We start from the raw sequence: 18,526 nt of genomic DNA on the forward strand, positions 1-18,526 counted from the left end.
ATATGATGTAGAGGAGCTAGCTGTTAGGAGTGTTAGGTGCGTTAGATCCACTATGGGGAGGTGGTTATGGTTGTCTAGTAGAAGCTGTTCCCCTTTATGGATATCTTATGTCTAACTACTTCTAACTTGGTTCTACTAATGCATTAATATATGTAGCTTAGGTTAGTCATAAGCAGATACCCCAGTCAAGACCAACACATCATAACACAGAGGCAAAAGAGACTTCAGGATACTTCAGATGTTCTTATTGGTTAGGTTCGGACAACCATCAGGCTCTTTCCCCCCCTCTTTCTGTTAGCACATATTATTAGGACTTCTTGATATGCTTCCTTGCTGCTGTTACCTTCTTTCTTTTCCGTTCAGAGGTTGGCTTTTCATAATATAACCTAGAACGTACTTCACTTAGTAAGCCGCTACGCTCAACCATCCTCTTGAACCGACGTATGGCTATTTCAAATGGTTCGACATCCTTTATAATAACAATACTCATATAGAGCTCCTAGTGATATACGGGAAGTCCTCCCACATGTCTCATGTTGATGTCTTTAGTTATAAACAGCTATTGGTTAAGCAGGTATTCTTGGTAAGATGAAGCTGGTGTTCCTTGGAGTATATGATAGAGATATATGAACACTCTATAAAGAACCATTAACAGCTCCCGAACCGACCTAGTCATTAGAACAATAAACATAGCTCCTCCCAAGCATGCCTAACACCAATCTATATGTTCTCAACGGCCTTGTACCCAACGGTTCGGTTCCTCAATATAAGAGACTCCAATGAAGAAGCACTCACTGTTAATATTAATCCTTGCCCTAAGCCTTTAATTAAAACAACATTACAAGCTCGCTCCAACCCATTAATACTCTTCTTATCAACACTTAATGCTTTTAGGTAAGATTCTACTTTCAACCCGCTAGGCATATATATAGGTAAACGACAGATGGATAACAAACGTATCAACCTACGATGAACACTTAACTCAACTAACCCTAACCTAAAAGAGATGTCAGAAGCAATCACCATTCCACAGCTAACTGCTTCTCCATGTAACCACTTTTGATACGAGAGGTAAGATTCTATTGCATGTCCAAATGTATGTCCAAAGTTTAAAACAGAACGCACACCTATCTCTCGAGAATCTGATGTAGTAACGTTTAGTTTAAGTAAACAAGCATGTTTAATCATACCTATAACAACACTCATCTTTCGGTCCAGTATATTAAACATCACCTTCTCAAGCCATTTAAAATAGTCTCCATCAAGTGCAGCTCCTATCTTAATAACTTCTGCTAACCCTGAGACCCACTCTCGTTGAGATAAAGTGCTTAGGTTCGATATGTCTAATATCACTCTGCCAGGCATATGTAGAGCTCCAACAAGATTCTTTCCAAACGCGGTGTTCAGACCATTCTTGCCCCCAATAGATGAGTCTACTTGAGCTAAAAGAGTTGTTGGGATGTGTATTAACTTAACACTACGCATATAGCAGGAGGCAATAAAACCCGCAATGTCACCAAGTACCCCACCTCCAAAAGATACTACCTTCGTGTCTCTGTTTAGTTCCTCATATAAAAGAGCTTTGAGTATACCGATGAAGAACCTTAACCGTTTGTATCGCTCTCCAACTCCAATAATGATCTTTGTTACTTTAAGACTATTCCTATTTCTTTTGGAACTTCGTAGTCGTTTGAGTCTACATAAACTATCCACTGAGTTATTAGTGATTAGTACCAAGTTCTTGATGTTTTCATACGTTAAGAAATCCCAGGAGTTCTGAGCCTGCATACCTACATACCGAAGATCTCTTTTAGTAAAACACATAGCAGGCTCTCCTTCTTAGATTGGTTTGTTATTGAAGAATGTTAATATGAATAGGATGTGCTACTCTTTCGGAATGGTGTCTATATTGTCTTGACTGGTTCTAGGTAGTTATCATATTAGTTCCACCATACTAACAACTGCTTTATCTCCTTTACGGATATGTGACTTAATAATATGGATGTATCCTCCTTTTGTTTGAAGATATCTGGGTCCTAGAATGTTAAAGACTTTCCTAACGCAGCTTTCATTGTTTAGCTGTTCCATCACTGTTCTAATGTTAGCTACTGTTTTCTTTTTACTATGTGTAATTATTGGTTCAATGACTTTTCTAAGACTCTTTGCCTTTACAAAACAGATATATATGCGTTCCCTTGTTATAAGTGAATGTGTTAGGTTTTTAAACAACGATAACCTATGGCTGGTCTTTCTATTCAGCTTCTTTAAAGATAGGCTGTGCTTCATATTATACAGAGAGTAATGATAGCTGAGATTTAAGAATATGTATAGACTGTCTTAGTGATTCTGACGGAGTAACTGAACCATTTGTTTCAATGTTTAGGACTAACCTCTCGAAGCTATATTTAATGAGACTGACAGAATAGCTAACGTTTTTAACTGGTGAATAAAAAGCATCCAATATTAACTTACCATTATTCCAACATAACCCATTGTATTTAGGAACATAACCCCAACCTTTCTGAATCTTAATATGCGTGCTCAGTCTTCCTGAATCCAAATGACATATTATATGATTGGGATTAACTACCTGACATCTGTAGTCCGTTTGTATATCTCTAGCATATACTACTCCTGGGTTTGTTTTACGTAGAGTGAGAACTAGTGATTCAGTATGTACGTCCAGTTTAAAAACAACACTCCTTATATTTAAAGCTAACTGCATAGAATCTTCCGCTATACCAGCAACTGAAGAGAACTCGTTTGAAGAGCCAACTATTTCTACTTCCGTAACAGCAGTTCCACATACTGAAGTCAGTAAAGTACGTCTTAATGCACAACCTAGCGTATCACCATAACCTCTATCAAGAGGCTCTATTGAGAACTGGGATATGTTGCATCCTCGAGCTGTAATGGAGACTATTTGAGGTATCAACATTCTAGCTTCCATATAGTTCAAATATTAACCTTTCGTTTAGACCTACTGGCATCTCTTTGCGGGTTGGCATGTGTTTAAACGAGCCTTCCAATAATGAATGATCTACGGCCAACCAGCTTGGTACTTTCTGATGTATCCTGATAGCATTTGTTATTCTACTTTGGGTTTTAGCCCTATCGTGAATCTTAATTGAGTCTACTGGTTTAACTGAATATGAAGGAATGTTCACTACTCTGTTGTTTACCAAGATGGCTTTATGTGCTATTAGTTGACGTGCTTCAGCTCTTGTTACGCTAAACCCCAGTCTGTACACAATATTATCTAACCTAGATTCCAATGAATGTAGTAGAAGAGATCCTATTTCATTGTTTGTTTTAATAGCATTTCGTATGTATATTAGGAACTGTCTTTCTGAGATTCCATATGTCCGTTTAGTCTTTTGCTTTTCACGGAGTTGAATTCCATAGCTGCTACTCTTCAGTACGTGTTTACTCTGTTGTCCTGGCTTAGTTCTAGATTTACACTTTTCCTCAAACGAACGACTACCACTCTTTAAAAAGAGATCACAGCCTTCTCTTCTGGAAAGCTTTTGTTTAGGTCCTATATATTTAGACATTGGTAGCTTCCTCCTTTAGATTGTATATTAAACCCTTCTACGTTTTGATGGGCGACATCCATTATGAGGTATAGACGTGACGTCCTCTAAAGATATTATCTTGATGCCTGAGCTGTATAATGACCTAATGGCAGACTCTCTTCCAGTGCCTGGTCCATTTACTTTTACTTTTAACGCTTTCATTCCATAGTCTACAGCTGCTTTACCTACAGAGTCAGCTGTTACTTGTGCAGAAAACGGAGTTGCTTTTTTAGATCCCTTAAAACCATGTTTACCTGTCGAAGACCAAAACAGAACAGCTCCATCATTTGAGGTAATGGTTATAATAGTGTTGTTAAAGGTAGCATGTATATACGCTATTCCATCCAGAACCTTATTGGAAGCGGGTCTTAGCTGCTTATCTTTTGGTTTGTACATTGTCAGTAGAATCCTTAGTTGTTGAGGGGTTTACTATTCTTCCTAGTCTTGGCATTTGTTCTCGTTCTTTGGCCTCTAGTTGGTAACCTTTTCCTATGACGTATGCCTCTGTAGCAGTTAATGTTAATTAGACGCTTAATGTTTAAAGCTACCAACCGTTTGAGATCCCCTTCCACTAAGTACTTACTCACAGCTTCTTTTATAGCCACCAGTCTACTTTCACTTAAGCTAACTACTTTACTGTTAGGATCAACACCAACTTCAGAACAGACACTCCTCGATAGGCTTCTTCCAATGCCGTGTATATATGTTAACCCAGTCTCTACAGATTTGTTACTTGGTATGTTAACTCCAATAAGTCTAACCACTTAACCCTGCCTCTGTTTATGCTTTGGGTTAGAACTACATAAAACCCTAACTACACCTTTTCTCCTTACCACTCTACACAGCTTACATATTACTTTAACTGAAGCTGCCACTTTCATGGTTAGGTTTAGACCTGAATACTATTCTGGCTCTCAAAGGATCATACGGACTAATCTCAACAGTCACCATATCTCCAGGTAATATCTTAATAAAATGTAGCCTCATCTTTCCAGAAGCGTAAGCTAAAACCACGTGGCTATTCTCCAGCCTAACTCTGAAGTTAGTATTTGAAAGGCTTTCGATCACTTCTCCATGCATCTGAACAGGTTTGGCTTTTGGCATACACACCTCATATATTATATTAGCATGTTTTAAAGAACCTTAGGCATTGTATGAAGTTAGCATAGAACTTCAAATGTTCTGTTAGAACCAAAGAAGCAGCTATAAGAACTATAAACGAGGAATCAGTTAGCACAAAGCTCTGTTTAGTAAATAAAGATAACAACCTAATAACACCACATCCTAAAGCTATGCACAGTGTTTTAGTAATGTATATATCCCTAAATATATAGGCTAAGTATTCTTTAGGTTTTAAACCAGACCTAAGAAAACCAATGATAGCTCCACTTCTTTTCAGGCAGCTTGAACCATAGTTAGTCTTCACATCCCATCTTGTGACTATAACACAAAAATAGACCATTAAACCAACCTGAGTCAAAACATCACAGGACGTCTCAATGGGTTTAATAAGATCCTGAATGCACATCCATTTAAAATACGAACCACAAACTACACATATCTTCTCAGCTAAACTAACCTGAAGAACTGCCGTAACACCAGCTAACGCTAAAGGGAATATGCTTACTGGAACCAGCTTAACATAACAGTAAGAAGTGTGCTTTCTGTCAGACATCTGATGCCAGGCTGTTAGTCTTTGTGATGTAAGCTCTGTTAAGATGCTAAAGTAAACCAGCAAACCAAGAACAGTTAGAAACAAGAAGCTAGCTGTTGGGTTCTTACCAATGGATGTTTTCAGTAAAAGCAACCCGCTAGGCACATATGCTAATAGCCTAAACAGAATAACTAAAGAAGATCCACCAAGACCATCCATGTTTATATGCTCATTCATCCACATTAGAACCATTGAACCAACCGTTAACAAACCCACTAACCCCACAGCTGTAATCCCAACCTGGAGCGTGGAGAACCGTAAGGTAGCTGTAGACTCAATAGAAGTGTATAGTAGAATTAGTAACCTAACTAGCAATATATATACTTCAGGAGTTGGGTTTAATAAGGCTGTTAAAGCTACTTTCATGAACAGCTGCAAAGCCATAAGCGGTGTTATCTTGTTTGTGTTGGGTTCAGGACGGATTGCCTTTGATGAGTAGCTTAGGGGAATGGGTATGTACATAGCTAAACGACATATGAAAAGCATAGGACCTACTTTAAGAAGGTGCTTTAACGAGTAGCTACTGTAGCACATATCCATAGGCATGTTAATCTCTCTTACCCTTGACTATATATTCTGATGGTCTTAGCATTATTCCCAACCAAGTTAAAGCGTCTCAAAAGCATGTTTGAAACAGTGTCATAGCAAAGATCTACCTTTAAGGTTTTGTTATAGTTCAGGTTAATTAGATGCTTTCTTATATATCTTGTGAAACCAAGCTTTGGAACTCTTCTTTGAATTGGTGTTTGACCACCCTCAAAAGATGTTTTAACTGTGCCTCCTGTTCTAGACTTTTGACCTTTGTGGCCCCTACCTGATGTTTTCCCTTTCTTAGAACCCAGTCCTCGACCAAGCCTAACGCTCTGTTTGTAACGAACAGTTGGTTTTAGTTCATTTAGTTTCATTTCCTTCGGGGTGTTTAATGTTGAGGACCTTTACCAAATATGGAACCTTCTTAATCAGATCTACGGTGTGTTTATTATTAGAAGCAATCCTGAAGGACCATAGCTTACGCAATCCTAATGTTCTAATGTATGCTCTATGTTTACTACTAACTGATATTAAGCTCCTTACCAACTGCACCAAGATCTTCTTATATGTTGTCATTGGCTTTTGAATGGAGAAACTCCTCTTTTACGATATATGTAGTTCAAGTTGTTCAGCTTCATTAGACCATCTAATACTGCTGGTATAACATTGAACGGATTATTTGAGCCATGGCATTTAGCGACCACATGGTTAATACCTACTACGCTAAACACAGACCTTACATGGTTACTCGCTATGACTCCCCTACCTTTTTTTGAAGGAACTAATATAACAACCGCAGCTCCGCATTTACCAACGACTTTGTGAGTGATTGTATTTCCCAACACAGATACTTTAATGATATTCCTTTTAGCATTGTTAACAGCTTTTTGTACGGCTAATGACGCTTCTCTTGATTTGCCTTTACCAACGCCAAGACTACCGCAACCGTCTCCAACTACAACTAATGCTGTGAAGCTTAATATACGTCCGCCTTTCACTACCTTCGTAACTCTATTGATGGTAATTAATCTTTCAAACACCAACTCTAATGACTTATGCATTTTAGTATATGGGTTTATGGTTATTATATAGCTATGGTTAAAACTGAAGTCCATAGCATCTTGCTGATTCAGCTATATTCTGTATTAACCCATGGTATTGAAACCCAGACCTATCGAAAGTAATCCTATTAACTCCAATGGAAACAGCTCGGGTTGCGATCAGTTTACCGACCAACGAGGCACCAAACCTATTTTTTCTTAGCCTGATGTCTATATATTTGAAAGCTGCTATAGTAGAAATTCCAGTAACTATGTGGTTACCTTCTTCAGAAACAACATGTGCATAAAGATGTACATTTGATTTATAAGTTACCAACCTGAATAAGGATATCTTTTTAGACTTAGTTCTTGTTCGTTTAGGTTTTGTTAATACTAGGCTCTTTGTGGTTAAGTGCTTCATTTCTTTTTTGTCCTCTCTTTCAAGTTAACCGTTTCGTTAATAAACCTTATTCCTTTGCCTTTGTATGGTTCGATAGGATGGAACCTCTTTATATCTGCAGATGTTTGACCAACCAGCTGTTTATCCACTCCAAACACTTCCAACTCACTAGGAGATATAAGATGGAGCTTAATGTTCCTATTCACACAATATATAATAGGATGTGAATAACCTAACGACAAAGTTAATATGTTATTCCTAATTGAAACCCGAAAGCCAACACCGTTTAATACTAAAACCTTTCTAAAGCCTACAGTAACCCCAGCTACCATATTCGAAATTAGTGTTCGAACAGTTCCTTGTATTGCAGAAGCTCTTTGGTTGCTAAAGACTGGGGTTACTTTTATCATTGTCTGGTAGAGCTTAATCTTTATTACCGAAGGTACAGTTAATGTAAGAACTCCTAGAGGGCCAGTTACCTGAAAAGGATCTCCAGCATTCACATGCACATTGTTTAATGGTATGGGTATTCTGCCGATACGAGAGCTTTTCATATTACTATGAAATATGACATATCACTTCACCTCCTACGTTAAGTTTCTTCGCTAGCTTATCAGTGATCGTACCTTTGGATGTAGCAAGGATAGTTATTCCAAGACCATTCAGATGAGGCTTTATATTGGTGTGTTTAGTGTATACTCTCAGACCCGGTTTGGATATTTGGGTTATGCAGCTGATAACAGGCTTATCGTCCATATACTTTAACACTATGACTATCTTTAGATGCCTCTTGCTAGAACTACATACAAAGAAGGTATTTATGTATCCTTCTCTTTTCAAGGTTCTTAATATGGAGCATATTATCTCTGTAAATGGAACAACCACCTGAACCTTCTTTGTAGCTTGTGCGTTCCTGATGTTCGTTAAAAGTATTGAAACGGAGTCTCTGTTCATCTTCGCTACCAGCTCGAAAGTGCAAGACCAGGTATTTCACCGTTAAAAGCAAGCTCTCTAATACACATTCTTGCAAGCCCAAAGCACCTGAATACGCCTCTTGCACGACCTGTAACAAAACAACGGCTTCTTCTTCTTACATCGCTTGAGTCTCTTGGTAACTTATGAAGCTTTGTACGTATGGTTTGCTTTTCGACAGAATTAACTGTGGAGTTCCTAAGTAAGCTTTTTAGCAAACTACGATAAGCGAAGTGTTTTACTCTCAGCATAGCTCGTTTCTTTTCTCTTTCTATTACTGATGTTTTAGCCATGAACGGTGTCCTTAAATGGAAAGTTAAAGAGGGTTAATAAGTGTTTTGCGCTTTCTTGGGACTTGGTCTTCGTTACTATGCAGATGTTCATTCCGCTGTCTACGCTACCTTCGGCATAGTTGAATTCAGGGAAAGCCAGCTGTTCTAATATGCCTATGTTCAGGTTTCCATACGTATCGAAGGACTTAGTTGGTATTCCTCTAAAGTCCCTTATTCTTGGTAATGTTATATTAACTAGCTTATCTAAGAAGTCAAACATCCGTTCATTTCTGATAGTTACCTTTAACCCGACTGGTTCACCTTGCTTAATCTTAAAGTTGGCAACAGCTTTAGAGGCCTTTGTAGTTACAGGCTTTTGTCCTGAGATATTGGATAAACTCTCTGATAGCTTTTCAACCTTTATCTTTTCAGTTCTAGCTTTTCCAAGACCCACAGTTAAAACAACTTTAACTAACCTAGGTAACTGCATATAAGAGGTGTTCATATAGAGCTTGGTCAAGATAGCTGTCTTTGAACCTAAGCGATGTATTTTAAGTCTGTAGTTGTAGTTCATGTTCTTCGATATGGCTTCTTGCTTTGGGTTTAGCATTACAGAACCTCCTGTGCTAAAGAAGTTACTTTAACAAAGCTCAAGTCTTTAAGTTCTCTTGCCACAGGTCCAAATACTCTGCTTCCGATAGGTTCATATTTGCAGTTCAACAAGACAACAGAGTTATCATCAAACCTAATAGTTGAACCATCAGGTCTATATATACCCTTTTTTGTTCTAACAATCAGTGCACTGTGGACTTCTCCTTTTTTAATCTTTCCCTTTGGAACTGCTTCTTTAATACTTACTTTTATTATACATCCGATATTAGCATATCTTCGCTTTGAACCTCCCAATACTTTAATACAGACTACCGCTTTAGCACCTGAGTTATCAGCAACGTTCAATACAGATTCTGTTTGTATCATCTTACTTGTAGCTGCTGTTAAAAGCAAACAATGCCGTCCAAGACTTAGTTTTAGAGATAGGCTTAACATTCGTTATATGTACTAGATCTCCAACTTTAAACAGGTTGTTTTCGTCATGTACTTGAAGTCTTTTCCTTTTGGATATATATTTATTGTACAGACTGTGTTTGTGTTTAGTGTTGGTTGTTACGGTAATGGTTTTGTTACTCTTTCTTGAACTAACCACAGCTTTTATTGTATGTACCATATTGAAGTTCCTTTTGAGATTAGTGGGTTTGTGGACTTATTGTTAAACGACGTAATAAACTATTCAATAGCCTTATCCTAGTGATGGGACAGCCAGATGTTAATTGAGGATTAGCTTTATATACGTTGGTTCTGGAATTGGATGTTAACAGAAGATTCACTAGCATATTGAGTTCTTGCTTCAACGTACGTACACAGTAGAAAGCCTCTCCATCCATCTAAACTCTACAAACAATCTTCGTTTTTAGAGACAGCTTAGCAGCCGCTAACATTAATGCTTTCCTGGCTGCTAATGGTTCCGTACCGCTTACTTCATACAATATCTTTCCGGGCTGTGCTACAAATACATAGTGATCAGGACTTCCTTTACCATTACCCATTCTAACTTCAGCAGGCTTTTTTGTAACAGGCTTATCAGGAAATACTCGGGTTAATACTTTACCTCCTCTCTTCAGGTGGTGTGTTATAGAACGTCTTGCTGCTTCTATTTGTTTAGCTGTTAGTCTACCTCTTGATACTGTTTTCAACCCAAGCTCTCCAAATGAAACGTTTACTCCACTTTGAGCTATGCCTTTATTTCGACCCTTCTTGTCTTTACGGAACTTCCTTTTCCTAGGTTGTAACATAAGAACATTCCTTAAGGCTACCTTTGTATATCCATACCTTAACACCAATAGAACCGTAAGTAGTTTTGGCTTTGGACGTTGCATAATCAATATCAGCGTTCAGAGTCTGAAGCGGTATTTTACCTTCCTTATACCACTCTTTACGCGCTATTTCAGCGCCACCTAAACGACCAGCGCACATTACTTTTATACCTAGCGCACCTTGTCGTATGGCTCCACTAACAACTCGTTTAATGATCCGTTTAACTGATACTCTTTTCTCTAGCTGTTCAGATATGTTTTCAGCAACTAACCTAGCATCCAAGTCTGGCTTTGATATTTCTTCTACTGATATATTTACTGGGGTTTGCGCCAGGAGTTTAGCCTCTGTCTTTAAAGCATCAATATCCCCTCCTTTCTTACCAATAATAGTACCAGGCTTCGAACTATGTACAACTATCTTTATGAGCTTAGGAGTTCTTTCAATCATGACTCTCCCTACAGCTGTTCTCCTAAGCTTATCTTTTAAGATACGTCTTAACTTAATGTCCTCCTTTAGAAAGACTGGGAAAGAATATCTGTTTGCGAACCATCTGGAGTTCCAATCAAACCTAGCACACACCCTAAAAACGTTAGGATTAACCTTTTGTCCCATATAGTATCAGCTAACCTCAATTATAATAGAAACATGGCAGCTTTGCTTTTCTAAGTAGTTTACTCTGCCTTTGGCACGAGGACTGGGTTTTAGTCTGGAAGAGGCTTTATCAACATTAATAGCTTTAATCTTCAGGTTTGTAACGTTGGTGCTGTGGATGTACACTATGTTCTGAACTGCAGATTGAATCAACCTCTTAAGTAAACAGGCAGCCTTCCTTTTGTGAAAAGATAATATATCTGTGGCCTTGGAAGCTGACACATTGTTGAGACCTCTGCTTAATGACCTAACCTTTTGAGCTGACATTTGGATACATCTGTATATTACCTTTGTATTCATACTCATAGCTATTATTGGGGGTTGGAATTAAAGGACATTGTTTCCGTTACTTTTTCAACCTATCATGTCTCTCCTTAGTTCTTGGTTGCTTTTCCTTAGAATGTCCGTGAAAGACTCGTGTTGGCGCAAACTCTCCTAGCTTATGGCCAACCATTTCTTCAAGTATATGTATAGGCATATGTAGCTTACCGTTGTGGACAAGAACAGTTAAACCAACGAGATCAGGAATAACTACAGATTGTCTAGACCAGGTTTTAATCCTTTCTTTTAAACTAAGCTTTAAGACTCGACTAACTCTATTTAGAAGCGAAGGTGAACAGAATGGTCCCTTGGATATCGAACGAGCCATATTACCTCCTTTTGTTTATGATATACGAGTCAGACTGCTTGTTGTTTCTAGTTTTAAAGCCTTTAGTTGGGGTACCCCAAGGACTTACAGGATGTCGTCCAGAGGTGGTTTTACCTTCACCACCACCATGAGGATGGTCAATTGGATTCATTGCTACGCCTCGAACAGTTGGTCTTATTCCCAACCACCTTCTCTTACCTGCCTTATCAAGCCTAGATAAGCTGTGTTTAATATTACCTACGATACCAACGGTTGCTCGACACTCCTTGTTTATTAGCCTCACTTCTCCAGACATTAACCTAACCTGTGTGTAATGACTAGCGTTTGATATAATAGTCGCATATGAACCAGCTGCTCTAGAAAGCTTTGCACCATTAGCTGGCACTAACTCGATACAATGCACGTTTGTTCCCGAATATATGAGACCGACTGACAAGCTGTTACCAATCTGAGATGGTACGCTTCTACCAGAAACAATAACAGACCCAATGGGTAATCTGTTTGGGGCAATGATGTAGCGCCTTTCTCCATCTGCGTATAGAACTAAAACTATGTTAGCACTTCTGTTGGGATCGTATTCATTCTTTTCTACCTTCCCTAAAATGTAGTCTTTGTTTCTATAGAAGTCTATTGTTCTATAGAGTCTTTTGTGACCGCAGCCTCTGTGTCTGACTGTGATCGTACCAATGTTATTACGACCTGAGCTCTTTCTTTCCGTTCTTAGGAGCATTGGGTAAGGACTGTTCTTGATTAGCATACATAGGCTCTTGGTAAGATGTTAGTTAAACGAACGTATGTCTTCTTCAATAGCTTTTCCCTTAAGAGCTTTTGTTGTGTGGGTTTGTTCTTAAGTAACCGTTTGTGAGAAGGCACTTTAAGCGAACTGATACTGACATGTATAGGACCGAGTATTAGATGTAGTGCTTCTTTAAGCTTATGGTTGGAAACTCCTTTGCTAACTTCAAGTACAATGTAGTTACTGCTTAATTTAGACGTAAGCAATCGGTTCTTTATTATTGTGTATTGGTTGGGGCTTTTCATCAAAGAGATTCCTGAAGCTTGAGGATGCCTTTTAAAGTAAAGAAGGCTTTGTTGAACAGAAGTAGATTGTATGGGTTAACTTCAGCATACGACATAGTTGAAACTCCTCTGACATTCCGAAGGACTAAGTACATTTCAACATTCATTTCTGTCTTTTCAACAACGATTAATACTGGCCTTGGTGGCCTCTGTATAGCTATATTCATATACATATTCGAGGTTAGGGTTAATCTTGTTTTAGTTGAAAGGACTAATACTTCATTTACAATGAATAGCTTATCTTTTGTCACGAAGTCAGAGAGTATGTATTGTAGTGCTTTCTTGTATGCTTTCTTGTTAATCTTAACTGAATATCTTTTGTACAAGGAACATGGAAAGGCTCTACCTCCACCTCTCCATATAGGACTAGAGGACATACCCGCTCTTGCGCGTCCTGAACCTTTTTGGACCCAAGGTTTCCTGGTACTGTGTTTCACGCTGGATCTACTTTTCTGAACACTTTGAGCTATTCTTGAGTTAGACCGATATGAGGTTGTTACTTGGTGTATTAACGTATTGTTTGGTTTTAAAGCAAATATAGAATCACTTAAAGACACAGAACCAACATAGCTTATTCCACTTTCAAAGGATAATATGTTTAACCTCATCACACCAACCTCATTGAAAGACTGCTACCTTTGAAACCTGGGACAGCACCCTTCACTAGAACAAACCCTAGGACTCTAGATACATAACAGATTTCTAAGCTTTTAACGGTAACTAAGCATGTGCCCAAATGACCTGCCATCTTTTTCCTTTTAAATACTTTACCCGGACTTTGGTTCATTCCTGTAGAGCCTGGGACATTATGTGATTTAGAGTTTCCATGTGTCGCTCTACCAGAGTTGAAGCTATATCGTTTAATCGTTCCAGCAAACCCTTTACCAATGCAGCGTCCTTTAACAGCTACCTTTCTGCCAACGTACAATACTTTACTCAGTGGGTGCTCTTCATTGTTAAACAAGCACAAGCTCTTACATATCTCTTTGAGAGGATTAGATTCTTTTAAGGTGGTTCCTAAGCTGTAATTGTATTTTATGTATTGTCCTAACTGAGCTCTATTCAGACTAGGTTTTGAACGTGAAGAGAATATGAGATGTGTCTTCTGTTCATATGGGTTTCTTTGAGATAGAGCATTACCTGAAGTGTTTAATATTGATACTGGAACAACTTTACCGTCTTTTTTAAATATACGAGTCATACCTAACTTAATACAGGTCAAATACAGAGCATCCATAGGTTTACCAAGGTTAGAGATTAACACTAATATGCAGTTCAGCGGGTATATCCATTCTCATCAAAAGCTCAACCGTATTTATGGTTGGATGTGTTATCAAAAGCAATCTCTTGTGGGTTCGTATTTCTAGTTGGTCTCTTGCTTTTTTATCGATATGCGGAGACCTAAGAACAGTAATCTTTTGTACTTTCCTAGGAAGTGGAATCGGTCCGTTTAGATGTGAACCAGTCTTTACGACCATATTAACAACTTGTTTTATAAACCTACATATAAGATTCCGATTAAATGACTTAACCTTTATTCTAATCATACTAGGAAGCATCCCAACCCCAATGTTCATTTACTTTATGATTCTTGTAACTAAGCCTGCCCCAATTGTTTTACCGCCTTCTCTAACTGCAAAACGGAGCCCTTCCTCCATTGCAATAGGGACAATAAGAGAAACAGATATGTGGACGTTATCTCCTGGCATTACCATTTCAACACCATCTGGAAGTTCTATAGAGCCAGTAACATCAGTGGTTCGGAAATAGAATTGAGGCCTGTAGTTACTATAAAACGGTGTGTGTCTCCCTCCTTCGCCTTTATTTAATATGTACACTTCAGCTGAAAAGTTAATGTGAGGAGTTATCGTTCCTGGTTTAGATAACACTTGTCCTCGTTCTACATCTTCACGTTTAACGCCTCTGAGTAAGATACCAACATTATCCCCTGCTTGTCCTAGGTCTAATAACTTTCTAAACATCTCAACACCAGTACATATAGTTTTTACCGTGCTTCTTAGTCCAACTATTTCTACTTCTTCTCCAGGTTTAACTGTGCCTCTTTCCACTCTACCAGTCACAACCGTACCTCGGCCAGATATAGAGAAAACATCTTCTACTGGCATTAGGAATGGTTTGTCAATTGGTCTTTTAGGTTCTGGAATATACCCATCCAATGCTTCAGCAAGCTTCAGTATGGAACCTTCTCCTAAAGCTCCTTTGTCTCCATCCAATGCTAACTTAGCAGAACCTCTGATAATAGGGACTGTTTCACCTGGAAACCCGTATTTTGACAATAGCTCTCTAACTTCCATTTCCACTAGTTCCAACAGTTCTTCATCAGAAACGGTATCACATTTGTTTAGATATACAATGATGTGAGGTACTCCTACTTGTCTAGCTAAAAGGACATGCTCTCTTGTTTGAGGCATCGGTCCATCAGCTGCGGAACATACAAGAACTGCCCCATCCATTTGAGCAGCTCCAGTGATCATGTTCTTTATGTAGTCAGCGTGACCTGGACAATCAACATGTGCATAGTGTCTGTGTTTAGTTTCATATTCAATATGTGCAGTATTAATTGTAATTCCTCTGGATCGTTCTTCAGGGGCTGCGTCTATATCTTCGTATCTCTTTATTTCCCCACCGAACTTAGAGGACAAAACGGTTGTTATTGCAGCTGTTAGAGTAGTTTTACCATGATCTACGTGCCCAATAGTACCAACATTAATATGTACTTTCTTCCTTTCGTATTTGGGTTTAGCCATGTTAGTTAAAAGTTAAGGGTTTTAAGGTTAAGCCTCTCAAGCATATCTTTTTTCACTTCATTATAACGGTTAAACTTCATTGAGTATGTTGCACGTCCTTGGGTCATTGATCTTAAGGCTGTTGAATAGCCAAACATTGAGGACAATGGAACTTCAGACTTAACTACCTTTATATTATAGCTGGTTTCACTAGCGGACTGAACTAGACCCCTTCGTGCCAATATGTCCCCTACAATGCTTCCAAGATATTCTTCAGGTGTTTCGATATCTACCATCATTATTGGTTCTAGTAGAACTGGGTTACAACTAAGTAAGGCCTTTTTACTCGCAATAGCACCTGCCATTCTAAATGCGTGTTCACTTGAATCAACATCATGGTAAGAACCAAACACAAGAGAGGCTTTTACGTCTATGACTTGATAACCAGAAACGATTCCAGCTCTTAGTGTGTCTTGGATTCCTTTACTGACTGATGCTATGTATTCTTTAGGTATAGCTCCGCCTTTAATCTGGTCTTGGAATACATAGCCTTTGTTCTTATTCGGTTCGACAATGACTACCACATGCCCATACTGACCTCTACCTCCTGTTTGCTTAATAAACTTACCTTCGATCTTACCGCTTTTGGTTTTAATTGTTTCTTTGTATGAGACTTGAGGTTTTCCTACTTTAACAGACAAACCAAACTCTCGTTTCATGCGTTCAACTAATATTTCCAAATGTAGTTCTCCCATACCTGCTATTATTGTTTGGCCTGACTCCTTCTCGGTATATGTTTTGAAGGATGGATCTTCTAGTGTTAAGCGACTTAAAGTGGTTCCTAGCTTCTCCTGGTCGCTTTTTGTGTTGGGCTCTATTGCTTGTGATATTACTGGAGTTGGAACATCTATTTGCTCTAAGACTATAGGGTTGGCTAGGTCACTGAGAGTGTCGCCTGTGGATGCAGCTTTTAACCCAACTACAGCTGCAATGTCACCAGTCCTAAGTTCAGATATGTCTTCTCTAGAGTTAGCATGCATTTGAAGTATCCTTCCGATTCTTTCCTTTTTGTTCTTGGAAGCGTTTAACACTGTTTCTCCTGTCCTAGCTCTACCAGAATACACCCTCAGGAATACCAACAGTCCAACAAAAGGATCAGCCATTATTTTAAATACAATGGCTAAGAAGCCTTCTTCATCTGATGCCGTTCTACTAACCATTCCTTTACCAATAGAAGATTCTCCTGTAATTGGGGGTATCTCTAAAGGAGACGGTAAGTAGTCAATAACTGCGTCTAGTAGCATTTGGATTCCTTTGTTTTTGAAAGCACTCCCACACAGCATTGGTTGAGCTTGTCCACTGATGGTTTGTTTTCTTAACAATGATTTAACTTCTTCATTGTTTATGCTATTACTGTGTATATCGCCATATAGATACCTTTCTAAAAAGCTTTCATCGTATTCTGCTATTGATTCAATCAGGCTCTTACGCCACTCTTCAGCATACTTTCGAGACTTCTCTGGTATTTCTTTGTATTCGTACTTTACGCCTTTTGAAGCATCATCCCAAACGACTGCTCTCATATGTATTAAATCTATTAGGCCTATATACTGACATCCATTGTACAATGGGAGTGTGACTGGAACTGGATTAGCTTTTAGTTTTGTTTTAAGCTGTTGGCATACGTTGTTAAAGCTTGCACCCTGTCTATCCATCTTGTTAACAAAGCAAACCCGAGGAATCTTATGTTTTACTGCCTGACGCCATACTGTTTCAGACTGAGGTTGAACACCACCTACTCCACAATAAACCATACACACACCATCAAGCACTCGCATTGAGCGTTCAACTTCGATAGTGAAGTCTACATGTCCTGGGGTGTCAATGATGTTAATTCGATGCAGCTCTTTGCGTCCTGACATCCCAGACCAGAAAGTGGTAGTGGCTGCTGAGGTAATAGTTATGCCTCGCTCTTGTTCTTGTTCCATCCAGTCCATAGTAGCGGTACCTTCGTGAACTTCTCCGAGCTTATGGTTAACACCTGTATAATATAATATCCGTTCAGTAGTGGTGGTTTTACCAGCGTCAATATGTGCGCTGATGCCTATGTTTCTACAATGAGAGACTGGTGTATTTCTAGACATCTAACTGCTAGAACTTAAAATGACTGAAGGCCTTGTTGACTTCTGCTAGCTTATGCATTTCATCTCGGTATTTTATAGCAGTACCTTTTTTGGTTAGTGCGTCCATTAGTTCCTTGTATAGCTTTAAACTCATTGTTTTTTCACTCCGAATGGTAGATGCTGTTTTAAGCCATCGTAAAGCCAAAGTGGTTCTTCTGGTGTGTTTAACTTCTACTGGAATGCGATAGTTAGCACCCCCAACTCTTTTACTTTTAACTTCAACTAATGGCTTAATGTTTTCTAAAGCTTGAAGGAAGACCTCTAGAGACCTTTCCTGATTTGAATGTATCATGCTTAAGACTGAATAAACTATGTTCTCTGCTTTCGTCTTTTCCCCAGACTTCATTAACACATTTATGAGCTTTGAAACTTCTAAGCTTCTATATTTATAGTCTGTGCAGGAATGAGCTTTATATGTTTTCTTTTTTCTAGACATGTTCAATGGTTATCTGGTTAAGGATTGCTCTTCTTTGTCCCATATTTAGAACGAGATCTTTTTCTGTCTTTAACACCCTTTGAGTCTAAGCTACCTCGGATTATATGATAACGAACTCCTGGTAAGTCTTTAACTCGGCCACCTCTAATTAAAACCATTGAATGTTCTTGGAGATTATGGCCTTCTCCACCGATATAAGATATTACTTCAGAACCATTAACAAGCTTTACTTTTGCAACCTTTCTTAAAGCAGAGTTTGGCTTTTTGGGAGTTGTGGTGTATACTTTAGTACATACGCCTCTTTTCTGTGGGGAACCATGTAATGCTGGACTTTTGCTTTTCTTCTTATACGATCTTCTACCGTTCCTGACTAGCTGGTTTATCGTTGGCATATATGAACTCTC

34 protein-coding genes are annotated in these 18,526 nt (G+C 38.6%); all 34 read right to left on the reverse strand.

Annotated features, from left to right (window positions below; all coding sequences use genetic code 11):
- Positions 1 to 307: 307 nt before the first annotated feature.
- The 34 genes from rpsU to rpsL all read right to left on the reverse strand — a co-directional run bounded on the left by rpsU (position 308) and on the right by rpsL (position 18,514).
- Positions 308 to 490, reverse strand: coding sequence for a 30S ribosomal protein S21 (gene rpsU, locus TPPER_RS00945; RefSeq protein WP_099336759.1), 183 nt, complete (start codon positions 488 to 490; stop codon positions 308 to 310).
- 230 nt (positions 491 to 720) lie between these two features.
- Positions 721 to 1,824, reverse strand: coding sequence for a 3-dehydroquinate synthase (gene aroB / locus TPPER_RS00950; protein WP_099336900.1), 1,104 nt, complete (start codon positions 1,822 to 1,824; stop codon positions 721 to 723).
- 111 nt (positions 1,825 to 1,935) lie between these two features.
- Entirely contained in the window at positions 1,936 to 2,286 is a 351-nt protein-coding gene (gene rplQ, locus TPPER_RS00955) for a 50S ribosomal protein L17 (protein ID WP_099336901.1), read from the reverse strand.
- 1 nt (position 2,287) lies between these two features.
- Entirely contained in the window at positions 2,288 to 2,950 is a 663-nt protein-coding gene (locus TPPER_RS00960) for a DNA-directed RNA polymerase subunit alpha (protein ID WP_099336902.1), read from the reverse strand.
- On the reverse strand, positions 2,940 to 3,554 hold the full coding sequence (gene rpsD, locus TPPER_RS00965) for a 30S ribosomal protein S4 (protein WP_099336903.1): 615 nt from the start codon (positions 3,552 to 3,554) through the stop codon (positions 2,940 to 2,942). Before rpsD ends, TPPER_RS00960 begins: the two co-directional genes overlap by 11 nt.
- Positions 3,555 to 3,581: 27 nt before the next feature.
- On the reverse strand, positions 3,582 to 3,971 hold the full coding sequence (gene rpsK, locus TPPER_RS00970) for a 30S ribosomal protein S11 (protein WP_099336904.1): 390 nt from the start codon (positions 3,969 to 3,971) through the stop codon (positions 3,582 to 3,584).
- A 14-nt stretch (positions 3,972 to 3,985) separates the two neighbouring features.
- Positions 3,986 to 4,339 (reverse strand): 30S ribosomal protein S13, encoded by a 354-nt coding sequence (rpsM, locus tag TPPER_RS00975; protein ID WP_099336905.1) that lies wholly within the window; start codon positions 4,337 to 4,339, stop codon positions 3,986 to 3,988.
- Complete coding sequence (rpmJ, locus tag TPPER_RS00980) at positions 4,340 to 4,456, reverse strand: 50S ribosomal protein L36 (RefSeq protein ID WP_099336906.1); 117 nt, start codon at positions 4,454 to 4,456, stop codon at positions 4,340 to 4,342.
- Positions 4,434 to 4,679: a translation initiation factor IF-1 gene (infA, locus tag TPPER_RS00985; protein ID WP_099336907.1), complete on the reverse strand. Its 246-nt coding sequence runs from the start codon at positions 4,677 to 4,679 to the stop codon at positions 4,434 to 4,436. The genes rpmJ and infA overlap by 23 nt, the downstream gene beginning before the upstream one ends.
- Positions 4,680 to 4,698: 19 nt before the next feature.
- Positions 4,699 to 5,823, reverse strand: coding sequence for a hypothetical protein (locus TPPER_RS00990; RefSeq protein WP_186787052.1), 1,125 nt, complete (start codon positions 5,821 to 5,823; stop codon positions 4,699 to 4,701).
- Positions 5,824 to 5,846: 23 nt separating this feature from the next.
- Complete coding sequence (rplO, locus tag TPPER_RS00995; RefSeq protein WP_099336909.1) at positions 5,847 to 6,194, reverse strand: 50S ribosomal protein L15; 348 nt, start codon at positions 6,192 to 6,194, stop codon at positions 5,847 to 5,849.
- Positions 6,181 to 6,396 (reverse strand): uL30 family ribosomal protein, encoded by a 216-nt coding sequence (locus TPPER_RS01000; protein WP_099336910.1) that lies wholly within the window; start codon positions 6,394 to 6,396, stop codon positions 6,181 to 6,183. Before TPPER_RS01000 ends, rplO begins: the two co-directional genes overlap by 14 nt.
- A complete protein-coding gene (gene rpsE / locus TPPER_RS01005; RefSeq protein WP_099336936.1) occupies positions 6,393 to 6,881 on the reverse strand; it encodes a 30S ribosomal protein S5 in 489 nt (162 codons plus the stop codon). Before rpsE ends, TPPER_RS01000 begins: the two co-directional genes overlap by 4 nt.
- 37 nt (positions 6,882 to 6,918) lie before the next feature.
- A complete protein-coding gene (locus tag TPPER_RS01010; RefSeq protein ID WP_099336911.1) occupies positions 6,919 to 7,281 on the reverse strand; it encodes a 50S ribosomal protein L18 in 363 nt (120 codons plus the stop codon).
- Positions 7,278 to 7,814 carry a 50S ribosomal protein L6 gene (gene rplF / locus TPPER_RS01015; protein WP_099336912.1) on the reverse strand — a complete coding sequence of 179 codons (537 nt, stop codon included), beginning with the start codon at positions 7,812 to 7,814 and terminating at the stop codon, positions 7,278 to 7,280. Before rplF ends, TPPER_RS01010 begins: the two co-directional genes overlap by 4 nt.
- A gap of 4 nt (positions 7,815 to 7,818) precedes the next feature.
- Positions 7,819 to 8,214: a 30S ribosomal protein S8 gene (rpsH, locus tag TPPER_RS01020; RefSeq protein WP_099336913.1), complete on the reverse strand. Its 396-nt coding sequence runs from the start codon at positions 8,212 to 8,214 to the stop codon at positions 7,819 to 7,821.
- A gap of 5 nt (positions 8,215 to 8,219) precedes the next feature.
- Positions 8,220 to 8,525 carry a 30S ribosomal protein S14 gene (rpsN, locus tag TPPER_RS01025; protein WP_099336914.1) on the reverse strand — a complete coding sequence of 102 codons (306 nt, stop codon included), beginning with the start codon at positions 8,523 to 8,525 and terminating at the stop codon, positions 8,220 to 8,222.
- A complete protein-coding gene (gene rplE, locus TPPER_RS01030) occupies positions 8,518 to 9,114 on the reverse strand; it encodes a 50S ribosomal protein L5 (RefSeq protein WP_236859556.1) in 597 nt (198 codons plus the stop codon). The genes rpsN and rplE overlap by 8 nt, the downstream gene beginning before the upstream one ends.
- Positions 9,114 to 9,482 carry a 50S ribosomal protein L14 gene (gene rplN, locus TPPER_RS01035; RefSeq protein WP_099336915.1) on the reverse strand — a complete coding sequence of 123 codons (369 nt, stop codon included), beginning with the start codon at positions 9,480 to 9,482 and terminating at the stop codon, positions 9,114 to 9,116. The genes rplE and rplN overlap by 1 nt, the downstream gene beginning before the upstream one ends.
- A 1-nt stretch (position 9,483) precedes the next feature.
- Entirely contained in the window at positions 9,484 to 9,729 is a 246-nt protein-coding gene (gene rpsQ / locus TPPER_RS01040) for a 30S ribosomal protein S17 (RefSeq protein ID WP_099336916.1), read from the reverse strand.
- 19 nt (positions 9,730 to 9,748) lie between these two features.
- Positions 9,749 to 9,913: a hypothetical protein gene (locus TPPER_RS01325; protein ID WP_186787053.1), complete on the reverse strand. Its 165-nt coding sequence runs from the start codon at positions 9,911 to 9,913 to the stop codon at positions 9,749 to 9,751.
- 33 nt (positions 9,914 to 9,946) lie between these two features.
- Entirely contained in the window at positions 9,947 to 10,354 is a 408-nt protein-coding gene (rplP, locus tag TPPER_RS01050) for a 50S ribosomal protein L16 (RefSeq protein WP_099336918.1), read from the reverse strand.
- The gene (gene rpsC, locus TPPER_RS01055) at positions 10,341 to 10,988 is read right to left on the reverse strand and encodes a 30S ribosomal protein S3 (RefSeq protein WP_099336919.1); all 648 of its coding nucleotides are present in this window, start codon (positions 10,986 to 10,988) and stop codon (positions 10,341 to 10,343) included. Before rpsC ends, rplP begins: the two co-directional genes overlap by 14 nt.
- 6 nt (positions 10,989 to 10,994) lie before the next feature.
- Positions 10,995 to 11,327 (reverse strand): large ribosomal subunit protein uL22, encoded by a 333-nt coding sequence (locus TPPER_RS01060; RefSeq protein ID WP_186787054.1) that lies wholly within the window; start codon positions 11,325 to 11,327, stop codon positions 10,995 to 10,997.
- Between the two features lie 46 nt (positions 11,328 to 11,373).
- Positions 11,374 to 11,676 carry a 30S ribosomal protein S19 gene (gene rpsS / locus TPPER_RS01065; protein ID WP_099336921.1) on the reverse strand — a complete coding sequence of 101 codons (303 nt, stop codon included), beginning with the start codon at positions 11,674 to 11,676 and terminating at the stop codon, positions 11,374 to 11,376.
- 1 nt (position 11,677) lies between these two features.
- Complete coding sequence (rplB, locus tag TPPER_RS01070; RefSeq protein ID WP_099336922.1) at positions 11,678 to 12,433, reverse strand: 50S ribosomal protein L2; 756 nt, start codon at positions 12,431 to 12,433, stop codon at positions 11,678 to 11,680.
- Complete coding sequence (locus tag TPPER_RS01075; protein WP_099336923.1) at positions 12,427 to 12,717, reverse strand: hypothetical protein; 291 nt, start codon at positions 12,715 to 12,717, stop codon at positions 12,427 to 12,429. Before TPPER_RS01075 ends, rplB begins: the two co-directional genes overlap by 7 nt.
- Positions 12,717 to 13,364, reverse strand: a complete 648-nt coding sequence (gene rplD / locus TPPER_RS01080) for a 50S ribosomal protein L4 (protein WP_099336924.1) — start codon at positions 13,362 to 13,364, stop codon at positions 12,717 to 12,719. The genes TPPER_RS01075 and rplD overlap by 1 nt, the downstream gene beginning before the upstream one ends.
- Complete coding sequence (rplC, locus tag TPPER_RS01085) at positions 13,364 to 14,020, reverse strand: 50S ribosomal protein L3 (RefSeq protein WP_099336925.1); 657 nt, start codon at positions 14,018 to 14,020, stop codon at positions 13,364 to 13,366. Before rplC ends, rplD begins: the two co-directional genes overlap by 1 nt.
- The gene (gene rpsJ / locus TPPER_RS01090; RefSeq protein WP_236859557.1) at positions 14,007 to 14,303 is read right to left on the reverse strand and encodes a 30S ribosomal protein S10; all 297 of its coding nucleotides are present in this window, start codon (positions 14,301 to 14,303) and stop codon (positions 14,007 to 14,009) included. Before rpsJ ends, rplC begins: the two co-directional genes overlap by 14 nt.
- Positions 14,304 to 14,333: 30 nt before the next feature.
- Complete coding sequence (gene tuf, locus TPPER_RS01095) at positions 14,334 to 15,524, reverse strand: elongation factor Tu (protein ID WP_099336926.1); 1,191 nt, start codon at positions 15,522 to 15,524, stop codon at positions 14,334 to 14,336.
- Positions 15,525 to 15,529: 5 nt separating this feature from the next.
- Complete coding sequence (gene fusA / locus TPPER_RS01100) at positions 15,530 to 17,647, reverse strand: elongation factor G (RefSeq protein ID WP_099336927.1); 2,118 nt, start codon at positions 17,645 to 17,647, stop codon at positions 15,530 to 15,532.
- A gap of 7 nt (positions 17,648 to 17,654) precedes the next feature.
- Positions 17,655 to 18,122, reverse strand: a complete 468-nt coding sequence (gene rpsG / locus TPPER_RS01105) for a 30S ribosomal protein S7 (protein WP_099336928.1) — start codon at positions 18,120 to 18,122, stop codon at positions 17,655 to 17,657.
- A gap of 17 nt (positions 18,123 to 18,139) precedes the next feature.
- Complete coding sequence (gene rpsL, locus TPPER_RS01110) at positions 18,140 to 18,514, reverse strand: 30S ribosomal protein S12 (RefSeq protein WP_099336929.1); 375 nt, start codon at positions 18,512 to 18,514, stop codon at positions 18,140 to 18,142.
- Positions 18,515 to 18,526 lie beyond the last annotated feature (12 nt).

The organism is Candidatus Tremblayella phenacoccinincola (assembly GCF_002682985.1).
Taxonomy (GTDB): domain Bacteria; phylum Pseudomonadota; class Gammaproteobacteria; order Burkholderiales; family Burkholderiaceae; genus Tremblaya; species Tremblaya phenacola_C.

Coding starts and splice junctions, on each gene's coding strand:
- rpsU (WP_099336759.1), bottom strand. CDS start 490: ATGAGTATTGTTATTATAAAGGATGTCGAACCATTTGAAATAGCCATA.
- aroB (WP_099336900.1), bottom strand. CDS start 1,824: ATGTGTTTTACTAAAAGAGATCTTCGGTATGTAGGTATGCAGGCTCAG.
- rplQ (WP_099336901.1), bottom strand. CDS start 2,286: ATGAAGCACAGCCTATCTTTAAAGAAGCTGAATAGAAAGACCAGCCAT.
- TPPER_RS00960 (WP_099336902.1), bottom strand. CDS start 2,950: ATGGAAGCTAGAATGTTGATACCTCAAATAGTCTCCATTACAGCTCGA.
- rpsD (WP_099336903.1), bottom strand. CDS start 3,554: ATGTCTAAATATATAGGACCTAAACAAAAGCTTTCCAGAAGAGAAGGC.
- rpsK (WP_099336904.1), bottom strand. CDS start 3,971: ATGTACAAACCAAAAGATAAGCAGCTAAGACCCGCTTCCAATAAGGTT.
- rpmJ (WP_099336906.1), bottom strand. CDS start 4,456: ATGAAAGTGGCAGCTTCAGTTAAAGTAATATGTAAGCTGTGTAGAGTG.
- infA (WP_099336907.1), bottom strand. CDS start 4,679: ATGCCAAAAGCCAAACCTGTTCAGATGCATGGAGAAGTGATCGAAAGC.
- TPPER_RS00990 (WP_186787052.1), bottom strand. CDS start 5,823: ATGTGCTACAGTAGCTACTCGTTAAAGCACCTTCTTAAAGTAGGTCCT.
- rplO (WP_099336909.1), bottom strand. CDS start 6,194: ATGAAACTAAATGAACTAAAACCAACTGTTCGTTACAAACAGAGCGTT.
- TPPER_RS01000 (WP_099336910.1), bottom strand. CDS start 6,396: ATGACAACATATAAGAAGATCTTGGTGCAGTTGGTAAGGAGCTTAATA.
- rpsE (WP_099336936.1), bottom strand. CDS start 6,881: ATGCATAAGTCATTAGAGTTGGTGTTTGAAAGATTAATTACCATCAAT.
- TPPER_RS01010 (WP_099336911.1), bottom strand. CDS start 7,281: ATGAAGCACTTAACCACAAAGAGCCTAGTATTAACAAAACCTAAACGA.
- rplF (WP_099336912.1), bottom strand. CDS start 7,814: ATGAAAAGCTCTCGTATCGGCAGAATACCCATACCATTAAACAATGTG.
- rpsH (WP_099336913.1), bottom strand. CDS start 8,214: ATGAACAGAGACTCCGTTTCAATACTTTTAACGAACATCAGGAACGCA.
- rpsN (WP_099336914.1), bottom strand. CDS start 8,525: ATGGCTAAAACATCAGTAATAGAAAGAGAAAAGAAACGAGCTATGCTG.
- rplE (WP_236859556.1), bottom strand. CDS start 9,114: ATGCTAAACCCAAAGCAAGAAGCCATATCGAAGAACATGAACTACAAC.
- rplN (WP_099336915.1), bottom strand. CDS start 9,482: ATGATACAAACAGAATCTGTATTGAACGTTGCTGATAACTCAGGTGCT.
- rpsQ (WP_099336916.1), bottom strand. CDS start 9,729: ATGGTACATACAATAAAAGCTGTGGTTAGTTCAAGAAAGAGTAACAAA.
- rplP (WP_099336918.1), bottom strand. CDS start 10,354: ATGTTACAACCTAGGAAAAGGAAGTTCCGTAAAGACAAGAAGGGTCGA.
- rpsC (WP_099336919.1), bottom strand. CDS start 10,988: ATGGGACAAAAGGTTAATCCTAACGTTTTTAGGGTGTGTGCTAGGTTT.
- TPPER_RS01060 (WP_186787054.1), bottom strand. CDS start 11,327: ATGAATACAAAGGTAATATACAGATGTATCCAAATGTCAGCTCAAAAG.
- rpsS (WP_099336921.1), bottom strand. CDS start 11,676: ATGGCTCGTTCGATATCCAAGGGACCATTCTGTTCACCTTCGCTTCTA.
- rplB (WP_099336922.1), bottom strand. CDS start 12,433: ATGCTAATCAAGAACAGTCCTTACCCAATGCTCCTAAGAACGGAAAGA.
- TPPER_RS01075 (WP_099336923.1), bottom strand. CDS start 12,717: ATGAAAAGCCCCAACCAATACACAATAATAAAGAACCGATTGCTTACG.
- rplD (WP_099336924.1), bottom strand. CDS start 13,364: ATGAGGTTAAACATATTATCCTTTGAAAGTGGAATAAGCTATGTTGGT.
- rpsJ (WP_236859557.1), bottom strand. CDS start 14,303: ATGATTAGAATAAAGGTTAAGTCATTTAATCGGAATCTTATATGTAGG.
- tuf (WP_099336926.1), bottom strand. CDS start 15,524: ATGGCTAAACCCAAATACGAAAGGAAGAAAGTACATATTAATGTTGGT.
- fusA (WP_099336927.1), bottom strand. CDS start 17,647: ATGTCTAGAAATACACCAGTCTCTCATTGTAGAAACATAGGCATCAGC.
- rpsG (WP_099336928.1), bottom strand. CDS start 18,122: ATGTCTAGAAAAAAGAAAACATATAAAGCTCATTCCTGCACAGACTAT.
- rpsL (WP_099336929.1), bottom strand. CDS start 18,514: ATGCCAACGATAAACCAGCTAGTCAGGAACGGTAGAAGATCGTATAAG.